The sequence below is a fragment of the Pseudomonas sp. TH15 genome, from assembly GCF_016651105.1.
Lineage (GTDB): Bacteria > Pseudomonadota > Gammaproteobacteria > Pseudomonadales > Pseudomonadaceae > Aquipseudomonas.
The window spans coordinates 5,176,769-5,193,951 of the sequence record NZ_JAEKEL010000001.1 but is presented as its reverse complement, the minus strand read 5'-3'; the positions used below and the strand labels follow the sequence as shown (position 1 = coordinate 5,193,951).

At 57.8% G+C, this 17,183-nt stretch carries 14 protein-coding genes and 1 pseudogene; 12 read left to right on the top strand and 3 right to left on the bottom strand.

The window, feature by feature from the left end:
• Positions 1 to 19: 19 nt before the first annotated feature.
• From JFT87_RS23385 to JFT87_RS23360, 6 genes are all read left to right on the top strand, one after another.
• On the top strand, positions 20 to 1,102 hold the full coding sequence (locus tag JFT87_RS23385; protein ID WP_201204925.1) for a glycosyltransferase: 1,083 nt from the start codon (positions 20 to 22) through the stop codon (positions 1,100 to 1,102).
• A gap of 15 nt (positions 1,103 to 1,117) precedes the next feature.
• On the top strand, positions 1,118 to 2,230 hold the full coding sequence (locus tag JFT87_RS23380) for a polysaccharide pyruvyl transferase family protein (RefSeq protein ID WP_201204923.1): 1,113 nt from the start codon (positions 1,118 to 1,120) through the stop codon (positions 2,228 to 2,230).
• Positions 2,227 to 3,459 (top strand): phosphoribosylaminoimidazole carboxylase, encoded by a 1,233-nt coding sequence (locus JFT87_RS23375; protein WP_201204921.1) that lies wholly within the window; start codon positions 2,227 to 2,229, stop codon positions 3,457 to 3,459. The genes JFT87_RS23380 and JFT87_RS23375 overlap by 4 nt, the downstream gene beginning before the upstream one ends.
• Positions 3,450 to 4,553: a hypothetical protein gene (locus tag JFT87_RS23370; RefSeq protein ID WP_201204919.1), complete on the top strand. Its 1,104-nt coding sequence runs from the start codon at positions 3,450 to 3,452 to the stop codon at positions 4,551 to 4,553. The genes JFT87_RS23375 and JFT87_RS23370 overlap by 10 nt, the downstream gene beginning before the upstream one ends.
• A 12-nt stretch (positions 4,554 to 4,565) precedes the next feature.
• Positions 4,566 to 5,612 (top strand): acyltransferase family protein, encoded by a 1,047-nt coding sequence (locus JFT87_RS23365; protein WP_201204917.1) that lies wholly within the window; start codon positions 4,566 to 4,568, stop codon positions 5,610 to 5,612.
• A gap of 108 nt (positions 5,613 to 5,720) precedes the next feature.
• Complete coding sequence (locus JFT87_RS23360; RefSeq protein ID WP_201204915.1) at positions 5,721 to 6,842, top strand: SGNH/GDSL hydrolase family protein; 1,122 nt, start codon at positions 5,721 to 5,723, stop codon at positions 6,840 to 6,842.
• Between the two features lie 97 nt (positions 6,843 to 6,939).
• Here the strand turns inward: JFT87_RS23360 and JFT87_RS23355 are convergent, their stop codons facing one another.
• Both JFT87_RS23355 and galU read right to left on the bottom strand, forming a co-directional pair.
• A complete protein-coding gene (locus JFT87_RS23355) occupies positions 6,940 to 7,350 on the bottom strand; it encodes a mannose-1-phosphate guanylyltransferase (RefSeq protein ID WP_201204913.1) in 411 nt (136 codons plus the stop codon).
• A 47-nt stretch (positions 7,351 to 7,397) separates the two neighbouring features.
• A complete protein-coding gene (galU, locus tag JFT87_RS23350) occupies positions 7,398 to 8,231 on the bottom strand; it encodes a UTP--glucose-1-phosphate uridylyltransferase GalU (protein WP_201204911.1) in 834 nt (277 codons plus the stop codon).
• A 391-nt stretch (positions 8,232 to 8,622) separates the two neighbouring features.
• On the opposite strand from galU, the gene galE reads away from it, so the two are divergent.
• The 6 genes and pseudogenes from galE to JFT87_RS23320 all read left to right on the top strand — a co-directional run bounded on the left by galE (position 8,623) and on the right by JFT87_RS23320 (position 14,823).
• Entirely contained in the window at positions 8,623 to 9,639 is a 1,017-nt protein-coding gene (gene galE / locus JFT87_RS23345; protein ID WP_201204909.1) for a UDP-glucose 4-epimerase GalE, read from the top strand.
• A gap of 230 nt (positions 9,640 to 9,869) precedes the next feature.
• A complete protein-coding gene (locus tag JFT87_RS23340) occupies positions 9,870 to 10,106 on the top strand; it encodes a hypothetical protein (RefSeq protein ID WP_201204907.1) in 237 nt (78 codons plus the stop codon).
• Positions 10,107 to 10,196: 90 nt separating this feature from the next.
• Positions 10,197 to 11,310: pseudogene (locus tag JFT87_RS23335) on the top strand (polysaccharide biosynthesis/export family protein).
• Between the two features lie 11 nt (positions 11,311 to 11,321).
• Positions 11,322 to 11,987 carry a YjbF family lipoprotein gene (locus tag JFT87_RS23330; RefSeq protein WP_201204905.1) on the top strand — a complete coding sequence of 222 codons (666 nt, stop codon included), beginning with the start codon at positions 11,322 to 11,324 and terminating at the stop codon, positions 11,985 to 11,987.
• Complete coding sequence (locus JFT87_RS23325; protein ID WP_201204903.1) at positions 11,987 to 12,748, top strand: capsule biosynthesis GfcC family protein; 762 nt, start codon at positions 11,987 to 11,989, stop codon at positions 12,746 to 12,748. The genes JFT87_RS23330 and JFT87_RS23325 overlap by 1 nt, the downstream gene beginning before the upstream one ends.
• Positions 12,745 to 14,823, top strand: coding sequence for a YjbH domain-containing protein (locus JFT87_RS23320; protein ID WP_201204901.1), 2,079 nt, complete (start codon positions 12,745 to 12,747; stop codon positions 14,821 to 14,823). The genes JFT87_RS23325 and JFT87_RS23320 overlap by 4 nt, the downstream gene beginning before the upstream one ends.
• A gap of 684 nt (positions 14,824 to 15,507) precedes the next feature.
• Here the strand turns inward: JFT87_RS23320 and JFT87_RS23315 are convergent.
• Entirely contained in the window at positions 15,508 to 16,902 is a 1,395-nt protein-coding gene (locus tag JFT87_RS23315) for an undecaprenyl-phosphate glucose phosphotransferase (protein WP_201204899.1), read from the bottom strand.
• Positions 16,903 to 17,183 lie beyond the last annotated feature (281 nt).

The window sequence follows — 17,183 nt, the reverse complement described above, 5'->3', positions numbered from 1 at the left end:
TGTTTGAAGTGGGTGATTTGTGAAAAAAATACTGCACGTGGCCGAGACGATCAAAGGTGGCGTAGCGACCGTTATTCGCACGATTTCGGCGTCCCCCGAGGGCGACGCGGCGAACTACGAGCTGGTGTATCTGGTCCCGCAGGATCAGGAAAAAGAGCTGCACGGCATCGAAGCGCAGCAGATCCGCACCTTCGCCCGCACCGGGCGCAATGTGCCGTCGCTGCTGCGCTTCGCCTGGCGTCTGACCCAGGTGATGCTCAAGGAAAAACCCGATGTGGTGCATCTGCACAGCACCTTTTCCGGGGTGATCGGGCGTTGCGTGTGCGTGCTGTTGCGCCCGTGGCGCAAGCCGAAAATCGTCTACTGCCCGCATGCATTTTCATTCCTGATGGAAAGCTCGCCGATCAAGCAGAAAGTCTATGCGTGGATCGAGCGAGTGCTGCAGAAAGTCACCGACGTGATCATTTGCGTCAGCCAGTACGAGCTCGATAAAGCCGCGCGTTTCGGCATCGAGCGCAAGCGCATGAAGCTGATTTACAACGGCATCCATCGCAAGGATGACGCGCCGAAAGCCAGCAGCCCCGAGCCGATTCATCTGCTGTTCGTCGGCCGTCTCGATTATCAGAAAGGCTTCGACGTGTTGCTCAAGGCTTTCGCCAAGGTGCAGCGCAACGACCTGAAACTGACGGTGGTGGGCAGCGCGGTCAATGAAGATTCGGTCGAGTGTCCACCGATGGCCGCGGTTGAATATTTGCCGTGGGTCACGCCGAGCGAAGTGCAGGCGCTGTACCAAAAAGCCGATGCGTTGATCGTGCCGAGTCGCTGGGAAGGGTTTGCCATGGTGCCGCTGGAAGGCATGGCCATGGGCTTGCCGGTGATCGCGAGCAATTGCACGTCGCTGCCCGAGTTGGTCACCAACGAAGTGTCCGGCTATGTCTTTCCCTCCGGCGATCACCAGGCGCTGGCCGATGTGCTGGCGAAAATCCAGAAGCCGCGCTTGCTCGACCTCGGCAACGAGGGTCGCAGCATCGTCCGCGAACGTTTCAGTGCCGCGTTGATGATTCGCCAGACCTACGACCTGTATTGCGCCCCCACTTATTAAGTAGAACTCAAGCTTATGAACGTAACGATTTTGCATGGCTACAGTGCGTCCAACTCCGGTGACGGCCTGCTCGTCGATCTGGCGATTGCCTTGGTGCAGCGCAATTTTGGTGAGGACACCGCGATCAGTGTTGTGGCCTCCGATCCAGATTCTTTCAGTTACTTGCCGCATCCACGTTTTGACGCGCCAGTGATGGCGGCCAAGGGTTTGGGCCGGGTCAAGCAGGCGGTGTTTCTCAACCAGTCCTACGCTGGCCTTGCCGATCTGTTGAAGAAAACCGATTTGATCGTCGGCGTCGGCGGCGGCTACATGCGCTCGAAAAGCGCCTTCGAGCACATCAAATTGAAACTCGGCCACGCCAAGCAATTGGAAACCGCGATCCTCAGCAAAGTGCCGTCGGTGTATCTGCCGCAAAGCATCGGCCCGTTCCATGGCGAGAGCAGCAAGATCGTCGAGCACTACGCCAACGCTGATGCGGTGTTCGTGCGCGACAATCGCTCCTCGGCGATCTTCGACGCCTGTGAAAACGTCTACCGCGCGCCGGATCTGGCGGTGCAGTCGCTGGCGAGCAAAATTCTTCAGCAACCCAAGTTCACCCGCTGCGCCTCGTCACCAGCAACGGTGTGCGTGGTGCTGCGCAAGCCGCCGGAGTGGAGCAAGGAAAAGAAGCTCGCCTACGTCGCCAACCTGAAGGTGCTGCTGCAGCGCCTGAAGGACAAAAGCAAAGTGGTCTGCGCCGTACAAAGCGCGGTGCGCGGCAACGATGACGGCGCGTTCTATCGCGAGCTGGGCATTACTGAAGATTTGCTGTCGTTGAAGGCGACGATTGCCAAATATCAGCCCGACCTGGTGATCTCCGTGCGGCTGCACGGCGCTATCGAATCGCTGCTGTCGGGCGTGCCGGCGTACCACATCAGCTATGAGCGCAAAGGCTTCGGCGCCTATCAGGACATGGGCGTAGAAGACTGGGTGATCAACGGCGGAGACATTAATGTCGACACCATCATCAACACGGTTTACGCGCCGAATGCGCTGTCGAATTTCGGCCAGCGCCTGACCGATACCTGCCGTGAGATCGAAGCGAAAACCGTGGCCATGGACGACATCATCAAAGGTGTCGTTCGATGATATTTCGGCTGTTGCTTCGCGGCGGTGCCTTGGGCGCGAAGTTTTTGCTGGTGTTGGCGATCACTCATTACCTCGGTTATGAGGCCTTGGGCTTTTATGGCGTAGTGGTCGCGGCTTCGCTGATCGCCTCGAAGTTCTACAGCGTCGGCTTCAGTTCCGAGATCAATCGTTTGATCAGCGTGGGCGGCAGTTCGCGCCGGGTCGTCGACAAAGTCCTGCTGCTGTACCTGGCCGTGGGGCTGGTGCTGTCGGTGGTGACGGTGCTGATTTATTCGCTGTTCCAGACAGTTGAAGCGACCGCTGCATTGATCCTCTGTGTAACGCTGGTGCTGCTCACCGAACACCTGTCGTTCGAGATCAACTCGTTCGTATTTTCCGCGCAGAAAGCCACGGCCGGTGCGTTGCTGTTTTTCATCAAGACCGGCCTGTGGGCGGTGTTGGCGGTGGGCGGGATGATGCTCGGCTGGGTGTCGGGTATCGCCAGTGTCTTGTGGTTGTGGGTCGCCGCGAACGTGATGGTGATCATCGCCGGTTATTTGATCGTGGTGAATGTGCACAAGGGGCGCGTCGCCGGCACCTTGGCCACGGCCACCGTGTGGAAGGCCGGGTTGCCGTTCTATCTCGGTACCGGGCTGATTGCGCTGAGTCAGTACGCCGAGCGTTTCCTGATCATCGACCTGGAACCCTACGCCAGCCTCGGTAAATACGTGTATGCGTGGTCGGCGGCCAACACCTTGCAAGCTTTGTCGTATGCGGTGGTGGCGGTGGTGGGCATTCCGGTACTGGCCAAGCGTTTTCAGGCCGATCAACAAGCGTTCACGGTCAAGCAACTGTTCATCAACAAGTGGGTGATGCGCTCGCTGGTGGTGTCGGCTGCGGTGGCAGTGGCGATTTATCTGTTCTTCAACGTGGTGCTCGATTACGTCGCCACCAGCGTTCCGCGCCCGGACAACGCGATCCTTGGCGTACTGATTTTCTCCTTTGCCTTGCGCGCGATTGGCGACATCGTCTGGGGTGGTTTGATTGCCTCGAAAAACAGTCGTGTATCGCTGGCCAGTGCGGCGATTTGCTTGCTGGTCTCGGTGCCCGTCAGCTATGTGTTGATCAAGCACTATTCGATCTATGGCGCCGCGTGGGGCAACGTCTTTGCGATCATCGTGCAGCTCGGCGTGATTGCCGTGTTGACCCGTGTAACCACTGCGAAAAAGGCCGCTCTGTCATGGGCCTGAAGCTGCCGTGCATCGAGTTTCGCGGCAAGAAACTCGACTCGTCAATTTCGTTCCTGATCCTCTTCACCGGGCTGTTTCTGTCGGTGGCCATGCCGCTGCTGATCCCCCGTGATCCGGGGCCGGATGCGATGACCTTGTGGTCGTCCTACGCGCGTGCCGACAACTGCAACTTCTGGAACCCGTTCTCGCCGGATCGCTCCTCCTACGAGTGTTCGGCGTTCCTGCTGCGGCCCACCGGGATCAACCTGACCAATGCCTGGGCCTACGGCATGTTCTGCAATTTTTTCCTCACGGCGATTCCGGTGGTGGTGTTTCGGCGCATGCCGTTGGCGATCTTCGGCACCTTGTGTCTGTGGGGCATCGTTCGCTCGTTCTTCCTGGAAAACCTGACCAAGGAAATCATTGTGTCGGTCGCGGTGTTGAGCATTTTGCTCAGCTCGTTGACGCGCAAATATCGCGGCGGATTTTTCTTTTCGGCGGTGATCTACGGCGTATTGATCAGGCCCTACTGGATTCTGTTCTCACTGTCGTGGGTCGGCGTCTGCGTGATGAAGAAGTACGTATCACGCACGACCTTCTTCCTGATGCTGTTCCTGTTCTACCTGGCCGTGGCGATGTCGATCCAGATCGCGCTGGGCTTTCCGGTGTCGTCGATTCGCGCCAGCAACAACGAGCTGCGCACGGCGGGTGAAGAGGGCTCGAAATCGTTGATTGTCTCGTGGCTCAGCGGCAGCGACTTCGTTTCGCAGGCGCTGGACTCGATGATCATCTTCTTCCGCCTGTCGTTTCCGGTGGAGCTGATTCTGTTGTCCGGGCCGGGCCAGGTGATCTTCGTTGCGTTGATGATCATGACCGCGCTGCTGCTGTTCAAAGTCATCACCTCGACCGATTACAAGGGCGCGCCGATCCAGACCAAACCCAAGGAATTGATCGCGATTCCGCTGGCGTTTCTGCTGGTGCAAGGCTTGTTCGAGCCGGATTTCGGCTCGTTCGCCCGACACTTCTCGATGGTGGTGCCGGTGCTGTTCGTCGGTTTGGGATTGATGCTGCGGGCGAACAAACCGGTGCAGGTTGAATCAAGAATTCTGAATTGAGGCAGGTGCTTTATGTCGAGCAAGAAAAAGTCCCTGGAGATTGAAACCCTGCGCGGCCTGGCGTGCCTGCTGCTGGTGCTCTATCACGTCATCGGGCCGTTGGGCGGTGGTTTGAAGATCGATATCGGCTCGCCGTTCCGGGTGATCGCCGATTCGATGGTGTACGTGCGCATGCCGCTGTTCACCTTTATTTCCGGGTACATCTATTCCATCTACAAAATTCGCGGCAATGACTTTTCCGCGTTTTTCAGCGGCAAGGTGCGGCGTTTGATTGTGCCGTTGTTTTGCGTCGGTGTGCCGTTCTCGGTGTTGCAGGCGGTGGGGCCCGGGGTGAACAAGGATGTCGGCGTGATCGACGCATTGTTGTCGTTTTGGGTGCCGATCAACCACTTCTGGTTCTTGCAGGCGGTGTTCATCATTTTCATGTTCGTCGGGCTGCTGGAATGGCGCGGGATGCTGCGTTCGGCAACACGCTTGTATGGGCTGTTCGTTTTTTCAGCGGTACTGTTTCTGCTGCCGCCCTTCAAGTTCGACGCGTTCGGGATTAATGGCGCCGTCTATCTGCTGCCATTTTTTGTCGCGGGGATGATTGGGCAGGAGAACGTCGACGTTTTGAAACAGCGGTTCAAAGTGATCGGGCCGCTGGTGTTTGTGTTGATTTCACTGACGCTGTTGTATGTGGCGGCGATTGATCGTGAATTGATTGTTGATCGTCGCAGCCTGATCGGCCTGACCGTGGGGTGCGTGTCGTGCATCGCTTTGCTGTCGAGTGATATGCGCTCGAAGGCGCTGACCTGGCTCGGTGGGTATTCCTATGCGATTTTCCTGTTCCACGTGCTGTTCGCCGCGACTTCGCGGTTTGTGCTGGGGCGTTTAGGCATAAAGGATGAAAGCCTGCTGGTGTTGGGCGGCTTGACCTTCGGCCTGCTGGGGCCGGTGGTGCTGTCGATGATCTTCAGTCGCTTCAACTTCACCTCGGTGCTGTTCCTCGGCGAGCGCGCGGCAAGCAGAAAACCGGCGACGCCTATCGTTCCGGTGGTGCAGACGCAAAACAGCTAAAAGCTTCGAGAGCAGGCTCGCTCCCACGGGGATGGTGTGCCCTGCACAGATCCACTGTGGGAGCGAGCCTGCTCGCGAAGGGGCCATTTCAGATTTAAGGAATTTTGCATGTTGGCAGTAGATGACGCGCAACCCGTTGCTGCGTCGGTGGTTCAGGTGGGCGACGCCCGTGAGCGTTTTGCGCAGTGGCGTGAAGGCAAGGCCGGTAAGGTTTTGTCCGTCTCGGTGATCGGCGACAGCTACAGCGCCGGACAGGATTTCTATCTGAACAAACTGGTGCAACGCGTGGCCGGGGAGGTCGGTTTTGCCGGGCCGGGTTACGTCGGTTTCAACCATGGCGCGGCACTGGGCGGTACCCACTTCAAATACACCCGCAGCAGTGAAAAGTATTTTGGCGGCGGCTGGAAGGTTTCAGGCCTGGGGCAGGCGAGCCCGGACAGCCGCACCGTGACGGGCAAGTCGGGCGCATGGTTGCAGGTCGATGCCAGTCCTACGCCCGCGATCGACACGACGGTCAGCCAGGCAAAACTGCTTTACCTGGGTAACGGCGAATCCAGCGAGATCCGCTATCGCTGGTCAACCTCGCAAGACTGGCAACCCTTGAAGCTTGACGGTTCGGGCGTTCAGGAAGTGCCGCTGGCCGGACTGTCATCGGCGCAGGACTGGTCCTTCAGACTGGAAGTGGTCAAGGGCGCACCGACGTTGTTCGGCCTGTGGATGAGCAATGATCAGAAGGGCGTGCGCGTTTCGAAACTGGCGGCATCCGGTGCCGCCTCCGCAGACTTTTATCACAAGGATCCGCAGTGGCAGATTCAGTGGAAAGCCGCTGTATCGAAGATCCCTGCGGACGTTTACCTGATCATGCTCGGTGGCAATGACCAAGGCTTCGGCGTCAAGCCAGCGCAGTATCTACAGAACGTTCAGGGGCTGGTGGGCATGCTGCGCGAGATTCAACCGCAGGCGAGCATCAACCTGATCATGCGCCAGGACACCACGCGCTCCAGCGCTTATCCGATGTCGGCGTATGCGCAGGTGCTTGAGCCGTGGGCGCGTGAGCAGCGTCTGGGGTACGCGAACCTGCAATGCGCGTTTGGCCCCAACGTCAAACGTTACGCGGCGGCAATGATCGGCCCGGACAAGATTCATCCCGTGCCGGCCACGGGCGGCAAGGTGATTGCCGATTACTTCTACGCCTGGATCACTGGCGCCAACGTGCGCTGCAATAATTAGCCACTGCAGGAGCTGCCGAAGGCTGCGATCTTTTGATCTTGTCTGTCAAAACAAGATCAAAAGATCGCAGCCTTCGGCAGCTCCTACAGGGGACAGTTCAGGCGTCGGTGAACGTGTCGATCTGATCGAGCAGTTCCTTGAGCTTCTGTGGCATCAAGCGTGTATCGCAACGGGTTTCCACGTTGATGATCACCGCCGGGTCGCTGCAGCAGATGCGCACGCGAAAGCGCCAGTCGCTGAAGATCACTTTCAGACCATCACAGTCGTCCATTTCCAGTGCCTGCTCGGCGTACAGACTTTTCAAATGAGCGAGCAGGGGATAGGGGTTGCGCAGCGTGCGGCGAATATCGCCGGACGCGGGAAACACGCCGATGCGCTCCACCAGCAGAATCGTGCCCAGCCAGGATTCGTTGGCGCTGGGCAACGGTTGATGGCGTGACAGCCAACTCATCACCCCAAGGTTACCCACCTCGCGTTCAATCTCTACGGAATGTTGTGCAATGTTCATGGTTGCCTGCCTGAAGTGAAAAGTGGGCGTCGGGTTCTGGAGCCGTTTCAGCGGCCCTTGAGGTAGACGTTTTCGAAGCAGAAATTGGTCGCTTCGATATACCCTTCGGCACCTCCGCAATCGAAGCGTCGGCCCTTGAATTTGTAAGCCAGCACACAACCGTCCTTGGCCTGTTTCATCAGCGCATCGGTAATCTGGATTTCACCGCCCTTGCCAGGTTCGGTGTCGGCGATCAGGTCAAAGATGTCGGGAGTCAGAATGTATCGGCCGATGATTGCCAGATTGGAAGGTGCGTCCTCCGGACGAGGTTTCTCAACCATGCTGCTGACCCGATAAATGCCCTCACTCAGCAACTGGCCGGCAATCACACCGTACTTTTGAGTCTGCTCGAGGGGGACTTCCTGGATCGCCACGATTGAACAGCGGTACTGCTCGTAGAGCTTGAGCATTTGCGCCAGTACGCCATCACCACCCAGGTTCAGGCACAGGTCGTCCGCCAGGACCACCGCGAAGGGTTCATCACCGATCAGCGGGCGACCGCTGAGAATGGCGTGCCCCAGGCCCTTCATCTCTACCTGACGGGTATAGGAAAAACTGCAGGTGTCGATCAGCTCCCGAGTACCGGCCAGAAACATCTCCTTATCGGTGCCGCGAATTTGATGTTCCAGCTCGAAGCTGACATCGAAATGGTCTTCCAGCGCTCGCTTGCCGCGACCGGTGACGATGGCCATATGTTGCAGGCCGGCATCGCGCGCTTCCTCGACGGCGTACTGGATCAGCGGCTTGTTGACGATCGGCAGCATTTCCTTGGGCATGGCCTTGGTCGCGGGTAAAAAACGGGTTCCATAGCCGGCAGCGGGGAACAGACATTTACGAATCATGAAAGTATCCTGGACAGTCATGGAACACAGGCAACGATTGCGTGCACTAATTAAGTGCGTGCAAGTTTCAATGCATATTGAACGATTGCTTTAATACCTGAGTCAGGTTGTTAATGGCAATCAACCATCGCGGTTTAACCCGACAATGTTATGAGATGTCGGTCAGTGCGTTATTAGTTATTTTTAGTCGGTATCTGTTGATAGTGATGAGTGCACAGGGAGTGCTAATAAGTAGCGGGCAATACAGTGTGACCTGCAAAAATATTTATTGCCAGTCATTGAACTAGTTTTGTTTTCGATTGTTGTCGCCTTATTTGTGTGGAGTGCAACACATCTTCAGCAAGTCAGGCTTGACACGCTACTTGTCACTCATCCAAAGACGGACCTCGCTATGAAGATTCTGGTTACGGGTGGCGCCGGTTATATCGGCTCGCACACCACACTCGCGCTGCTGCAAGCAGGTTATGAAGTTGTCGTGCTGGATAATCTTTGCAACAGCAGCGAAGCCGCATTGCACGCCGTTGAAACAATCTGCGGCAAGAGTGCCTGGATGATCCGTGGCGATGTCTGCGACCGGGCACTGCTTGACCGGATTTTCCGTGAGCACAGCATTGAAGCAGTGCTGCATTTTGCCGGTCTGAAGGCGGTCGGCGAGAGCGTGCGCAAGCCGCTTGAGTACTACGAGACCAACGTCAGCGGCAGCATCACGCTGTGTCAGGCAATGGCGGCAGCGGGGGTGTTTCGCCTGGTGTTCAGTTCCTCGGCGACCGTGTATGGCGAGCCTGAGCAGATGCCGATTCGCGAGGATTTCCCCACGGGTATCCCGACCAATCCTTACGGTCAGTCGAAACTGATCGTCGAGAACGTGTTGCGTGACTTGAGCCAGGCTGAGCCGCGCTGGAGCATCGCTTTGCTGCGCTACTTCAACCCGATCGGTGCTCACGACAGCGGTCACATGGGCGAAGACCCCAACGGCATTCCCAACAATCTGGTGCCTTATATCAGCCAGGTAGCGGTCGGCAGCCTGCAAGAGCTGTCGATCTTCGGCAACGATTACCCCACAGTCGACGGCACGGGTGTGCGCGATTACATCCACGTCGTCGATCTCGCCGACGGGCATTTGAAGGCCTTGCAGTCGATCGCCGGACGCACCGGCATTCACACCTGGAACCTTGGCACCGGCGATGGCTACAGCGTGTTGCAAGTGCTGCACGCGTTCGAGCAGGCGTGTGGGCAACCGGTGCCGTATCGGATGATGCCGCGCCGCTCCGGTGATATCGCCGAGAGCTGGGCCGATGCCTCCAAGGCTGCCAAAGAGCTCGGCTGGAAAGCCACGCGCAGTTTGCAGGACATGGTCACCGACACGTGGCGCTGGCAATCAAATCATCCCAATGGTTACTTGCGATGATGGCCATTTAGTCCAATGTTATTTTCAGTCAGGTTGTTAGATAACGTCGGGAAATTACACTGGCAATGCCTTTTGCAAGTCCGTAGATATAAACCTGCCGTTCGACTTTTATCAGTTGCGTAAGACTGTGAAAGAACAACGGATCTTGTTCGCGCTTTTTGCGGACTTGAACGCTACCACCTCTAGCACAGATCAGTTTTTAACAGATCGAATGTTAGAAAGGAGTTGATATGAAAAAAGTGATGGCAATTGCCCTGTTGTCGATGTTGAGCAACTGGGCTGCCGCTGCTGAAGCACCGCTGACAGCGGTAACCAATGTAGGTGGCAATGTAGCGGCTTCTCAAGCGCCTGCAGCCAGTACTGCAATGGTTGCCAGTGCTGTAGCGGCGTCTAACAGTGGTGGCAGTGCCAACGGCGGTACCACCGGTACGACGGGTACCACCGGCACCACCGGCACGCACAACTAACAGGAACATTTGTTAGTGCAGTACAAGGTCGCCCGACGCAAGTCGGGTGACTTTGTTTTTGGATTCGCCCTTGAATAGCGTAGTGCCATTATGACTCGTAGTGTTTATCTTTTAATGTTGGCAAGTCTCGCTTTGCAAGGTTGCATGTTTTCCCCGGTCAATACCTCAGCACCGGCAGCATCACCCGCCAGGGCGCCAGTGAGAGCAGCCGGGTCGAGCTGATCCCGATTACGCCCAAGCTGATCGCCATGAACCGCGCCACGCAAAAGCGTGAGTCGTTGCCGGCGGAGCTGTTGGTGACACCTGCCGAATACCGTATTGGCAACAATGATGTCCTGTACATCACGGTGTGGGATCACCCTGAGCTGACCGCACCCTCGGGCGCGCAACAACAGATCGATGCCAACGGCCGTCTGGTGCGTTCCGACGGCACGCTGTACTACCCGTTCATCAAGGAAGTCCAGGCCGCCGGCCGGACGATCCAGCAACTGCGTTCGGACATCGAGCAGCGACTGTCGGCGTTCATCGCCGAGCCACAAGTGGATGTCGCTGTGCTGCGTTTCGCCAGCCAGAAGGTGGTGGTCACCGGCGCCGTGGCCAAGGCCGGCCCGCAAGCAATTTCCACCAACCCGCTGAGTGTGGTCGAGGCGCTCGGTTCGGCCGGTATCGATACCAACAACGCCGATTTGTCCGGGCTGTTGCTGACGCGTAGCGGACGCACCTATCCGTTGAATCTCGATTCGCTCAATCAGCAGGATTCCGAGTTGCAAAACGTCTACCTCAAGGGGGCGACCAGCTCTATCTGCCGTACAACGACAACAAGCGCATCTACGTGATGGGCGAGGTCAACCAACCGCGCGCGCTGAGTTTCAAGACAGCGACCATGAACCTCACCGATGTCCTCGGTTCGGTCGGAGGCTTGAGCCAGACCACCTCCAACGGCAACGCGGTGTACGTCATTCGTGGCGTGGAAAACCTCGATGTCGAACCGGCCAAGATCTATCAGCTGGAAGCCGAATCGCCGACCGCCATGGCGCTGGCCTCGCACTTCGAAGTCCGCCCGCAGGACGTGGTGTATGTCGGGCCTGCCAACGTGACTCGCTGGAACCGTCTGATCAGTCAATTGGTGCCTTCGGCATCGATTGTCGGCACGGGCGCTTCCGCTGCGAAGAACTGGAGCGAATACAGTAACAACAGCAAATAAGGTCGCCGACTGTGAACACGTTGAAAGTTGGCGTCTGCCTGATGGCGGCCCTGATGTTGAGTGGCTGTAACCCGCTGATGAGTGCTTCGTTGAACAACCTCAAGGCAGCGGTCGTTGGCCCGGATGAAGTGGAGGTAACGCCGGCCGAAGTCGCCGGGGTCAACTATCCGCAACTCAAATTGACCACACCGTCCGGCTCCGGGGTACTGGCGCTGGTGCGTGAGCGTGAAGACCTGCAGTTCTGGGTCGCCTCCGGCAAACAAGTCCTGCTGCTGCGTAATGGCCTCGCCGTGCGCAGCATCGGCCTGGGCCTGGAAGGCGATCTCGATGGTACGCGGCTGTCCGATGACTCGCCGTTCAAACAAGGTCTGCAGCACGTCGTGGACGGTTTCACCACGCGGCGCTGGATTGATCTCTACAAGGGTCAGGAAGTCGGGGTGATCGTTAACAGCCGCTTTTCCCGCCGTTCGGAACAGACCCTGCAGATTCTCGACAAGGAGTACACGGTGCTGCGTGTCGATGAGCAGATTGATGCCCCGGCCATTGGCCTGAGCGCGACCAATCGTTACTGGGTCGACCCGCGTGACGGTTTCATTTTGCAGAGCGAGCAGCAACTGACGTCGCAGTTGCGCGTCAAGGTCGTGCAACTGACCCCTGATCGCAGGCACTTGCCGTGATGCGCCTGAGCATATTGGCGGCGGGCCTGATGCTGGTCGCGAGTGTCAGCCAGGCGGCCGTCATCGTGTCGGGCGATGTTGCTAATCCCGGGCCGGTCGAGTTGCCGGTGGGTGGGCGCTTGCTCGATGTGATCAACGAGGCCGTACCGAACGCCGAAGGCTACTGGCTGGCGGGCGCCTTGTTGCGTCAGTCGCTGGTGGAGCAGCAGACGCGGCTCAAGGTCGGCGTGCTGTTTGATCTCGACGTGTTGCAGCGCATGGCAATGTTGTTCGACAGACCGAGTCGTGCAGCGTTGGCGCAGCGGATCGCCGAAGAAGTCCGGCAGATGCCGGTCACCGGGCGCCAGGTCGCGGATCTCGATCCGGTGGCGCTGGAGGTGGGTTTCGCGCGCAACATCCGCCTCGACGATGGCGATCGACTGATCTACCCAGCGCGGGTGGATGAAGTGCAGGTTCTTGGCGCGGTCGCCGAGCCATGCCACTTGCCGTATCAACCGCTGCAAGAGGCCCGTGAGTATCTGCAAGGCTGTTCGATTCTGGCCGATGCCGAAGCCGATTACCTGTGGCTGATCCAGCCCAACGGTGCTGCGCAGCGCGTCGGCATTGCCCACTGGAATCGCGAGAGCGGGCACTTTGCCGTGGCCGGCAGCAAGATTCTGGTGCCGGTAAAAAATGATGATCTTGATCCGCCTATCCCTGAGCTCAATCAACAATTGGCCGAGTTTCTCGCCACGCAACCGCTGGCTGAGGTGGCCCCTTGAAGATACGTTTTGCTGCTGTTTTGCTCCTTCCCTGTGGATTGGTTCATGGCGAACCGCGTTACACCCAGAGTGATTTTGGTGGTGTCGGTTTATTGCAGACCCCTACAGCGCGGATGGCCCCGGCGGGCGAGTTGAGCGTCACTGCCAGTCGTACCGACCCCTATTCGCGTTACAGCTTATCCCTGCAACCGTTCGATTGGCTGGAAGGCTCGTTCCGTTACACCGCGATCACCAACCGCAAGTACGGCACCGAGGCGTTGAGCGGCAGCCAAAGCTATAAGGATAAGGCGGTCGACGTCAAAGTCCGGCTGTGGGAGGAAAGCCACTGGTTGCCCGACTTCGCCCTGGGCATGCGAGACGTCGGCGGTACGGGTTTGTTCTCCAGCGAATTTTTCGTCGCCAACAAGCGCTTCGACAACTTCGATTTCAGTGCCGGGATTGCCTGGGGTTACCTCGGTAATCGCGGCGACATCGACAACCCGCTGGGCTACGTCAGTGATCGCTTCGATACCCGGCCAGCCCTTGAAGGCACCGGTGACGTCAACTCGGGTTCGTACTTTCGCGGCAAGCCATCATTCTTCGGCGGCGTGAGTTACCAGACGCCCTGGGATCGCCTCAGCCTGAAACTCGAATACGAAGGCAACGACTACAAGCACGAGCCCAAAGACAACATCATCAATCAGGACTCGCCGATCAACTTCGGTGCGATGTTCAAGGTGACTGATTCGATCGACCTCAGTGCGGCGTGGGAGCGGGGCAACACGGCGATGTTCGGCGTGACGTTCCACACCAATTTCGTCAGCCGCAAGGCGCCGGCCAAGACCTACGATCCGACACCCGAGCCGCTGCCGGCAAAGATGCCGACCACCTCGATGGAGCAGGTCGATTGGGCCAACGTATCGCAGCGCTTGCAGCAGAATGCCGGCTACAAAGTCGAGCGCATTGCTCAGCGTGATTCCGAGCTGATCGTCTATGGCGAGCAGCAGCGTTACTTCCACGCGCCGAAGGCTGTTGGCCGGGCGAGCCGGATCCTCGACAACAGCGTCAACGACGATATCGACTGGTTCACCGTGGTCAACAAGCGCTACGACCTGCCGCTGGAAGAGACCAGCGTGCCGCGCCAGACCTTCCGCGAAGTGATCAACAACGAGGAACCGCTGGAGTCGCTGCACCGCACCACCGAGATCAACCCGGCGATGCCGCACAACGAGAAAACCCTCTACACCGAAGCGCCGCAACACTTCAGTTATGGCGTGGGGCTGGGTTTCAAGCAGAACGTCGGTGGCCCGGATGGTTTGCTCTATCAATTCACTGCCGACGCCGACGCCGAGTACCGTTTCAATCGCAACACCTGGTGGAACGGGTTGCTCAGTGCCAACCTGGTCAACAACTTCGACAAATTCACCTACGACGCGCCGAGCGGTTTGCCGCGTGTGCGCACGGATTTGCGTCAGTACCTGACCACGTCCAATACGACCATGCCGCTGTTCCAGGTCAGCCACGCCGAGCAGTTGGATAAAGACCTGTATGGCATGGTGTATGGCGGTTATCTGGAGTCGATGTTTGCCGGTGTGGGCGGCGAGGTGTTGTTCCGGCCGACCGGTGAACGCTGGTCGGTGGGCGCGGATATCAACTGGGTGCGCCAGCGTGATTTTGATCAAGGGTTTGCGCTGCGCGATTACTCGGTGGTGACCGGGCATATCACCGGGTATACGGATTTGCCGTTCGATACGTTGGCGGCCGTCAGCGTGGGACGTTATCTGGCCGGGGATTGGGGCGGGACGGTCGACATTTCGCGCGAGTTTTTCAATGGCGTGCGCTTTGGCGCCTGGGCGACGATCACCACCGCAGGCAGTGCCGAGTATGGCGAGGGTAGTTTCGACAAGGGCCTGTATCTGTCGATTCCGTTCGACGAAATGATGAGCATGTCGACCATGCGCCGCGCCAACCTGGTGTGGGCACCGCTGACCCGTGACGGTGGCGCACGCCTCAACCGCAGCTTCCAGCTGCACTCCATGACCGACAGCCGCGAAGGCGACATGTTCTACCGCAACTTCGAGAAGATCACCGAGTAACGCTCGATCCTTCAGGCACACCCGTAACCTGTGGGAGCGAGCCTGCTCGCGAAGGCGTCGACACAGTCAGCATCATCGTTGCCTGACCCAGCGCTTTCGCGAGCAGGCTCGCTCCCACATTGGCCATCTGTCACGTCACAGATCCTCAGCCAACCACAAATCCCCTGTAGGAGTGAGCCTGCTCGCGATAGCGTCCGAGCAGTCGACATCCCTGTTGCCTGACCCACCGCAGTCGTTATGCGGAGGAACCAGAATCCACACCACGCCCAAATCCCTGTGGGAGCGGGCTTGCTCGCGAAAGCGGTTTCACATCCCACATCAATGTCGGCTGACACTCCGCCATCGCAAGCAAGCCAGCTCCCACATTGGTTATTTGTCACGCCACAAATCCCGAACCAACCCCAAATCCCCTGTAGGAGTGAGCCTGCTCGCGAAGGCGTCCGAGCAGTCGACATCCCTGGTGCCTGACCCACCGCAGTCGTTATGAGGAGGAACCAGAATCCACACCACGCCCAAATCCCTGTGGGAGCTGGCTTGCCAGCGATGAGGCCGGCACATTCAACATTGATGTCGCCTGACCCACCGCCATCGCTGGCAAGCCAGCTCCCACAGGCTTGTGCGTCGAGCCCAAATCCCAGGCACAAAAAGGGGACTTTCGTCCCCCTGCGCAGTGCAACTTCGATCTCAGTAAATATCCTTGGAAAACAGCGTGAAGGGCGTCTTGATCAGAATCTTGATATCAAGCCACAACGACCAGTTGTTGATGTAGTTGAGGTCGATTTCCACGCGTTTTTGCATCTTGTCGATGGTCTCGGTTTCGCCGCGGCAGCCACTGATCTGCGCAAGCCCGGTGATGCCCGGTTTGATCCGATGGCGCGCCATGTATGCGCGAATTTTGCCGGTGTAGTAGTCGTTATGGGCGACGGCATGCGGACGAGGTCCGACCAACGCCATATGCCCTTGCAGAACATTGAAGAACTGCGGCAATTCATCGATGGAGGTGCGCCGTATAAAGCGCCCGATCGGTGTAATGCGAGTGTCCTGACGGCTGGCCTGTTGGACCTCGTGATCATCGTGCAGGCGCATGGAGCGAAACTTCCAGACCTTGATGATCTTGCCATTCCAGCCGTGGCGCTCCTGTTTGAAGATGACCGGGCCGGGAGAGGAGATTTTCACCGCTAGCGCAATGATCGCCAGCACCGGACTCAACGCAATGATCGCCAGCAGGGCCACGGTTTTTTCCACCAGACTTTTGCTCAGCGCAGCCGTCGGGCGGCTGGTCAGTGGGCTTTCGTTCAAGTAGATCGCCGGCAGGCCATCCACGACTTTCACCGAGTGATTGAGCAGCGTCAGCGCGTTCAGATCCGGCACCCAGACCACGTCGACATTGGCGCCCAGCAGATCGATGTACATCGCTTCGATCTTCGCCGCTTCGCACAGCGGCAGGGTGATGTACAAGCGGCGGATGTCATGCGCCTCGATCAGCTCCAGCAACGCTTCCTGATCGCCAACAATGCGTGGTGCATCCGCGTTCAGCGAAGGCACATCGCCGTTACTGACCAACCCTACCAACGGCAGGTTTTCCAGTTGGCTGAGCTTCTTCGCCAAGCCCAGCGCCAGTTCGCCTGTCCCGACAATCAGGGTCTTGTGCTCGCTTTTACGCGAGCGCTGATAGAACTTCGAAAACGCATGCAGCGGCGCATACAACAGTGCCTGACCGAGGAAACCGTACACCGCCCAGCTCAGGATCACTTGCCGCGAAAACAACTCATCGGCCTTGCAGACAAAGGCAATGAACGCCAGTGCCGCCATGGTCATCGCCCAACCCATGAACAGGCGACCCAGGCCAGTCAGATAATTGTCACGTTTTCGATAAACACCGCTAAAGGTGTAAGCCGGCACCGAGGCCAGTACCGCCAGTGTTGCGCACATTCTGTAGTAGAACGCGACGGTTCCGGTGTGCTGTTCAGCGAGTATGAACAACAGAGTTACAACAAAGCCCTGTGCCAGCGCCCATTGGCCCCAAAAGGTCAGTCCCTTGAGGCCCGTGTTTCGATTGATACTAAGAGAAAGATCCATACGATATCCCCAAAAGACGTCCATTCAGGTTTCAACAGTTGAAAGCCGAGTTGTTAGGAAGACTTATTGTTTTTGTTGTAGAAAGTGTCCTGAGGTAACAACGTCGAGAGGTCGAACTGTCGTCAGTCAATAGACTAATTTATTGGCGGGGATGGTGTCTGACGAGTTCTAACAAGATGGCAAAGTGCCAACTTTTTAATAATTAAATATTAGAGTGTTAGAAATGGTCGCAGAGCAAAGGGTGAATAAATGATGTTGTATTTGTTACTGTTGGAGGGGTC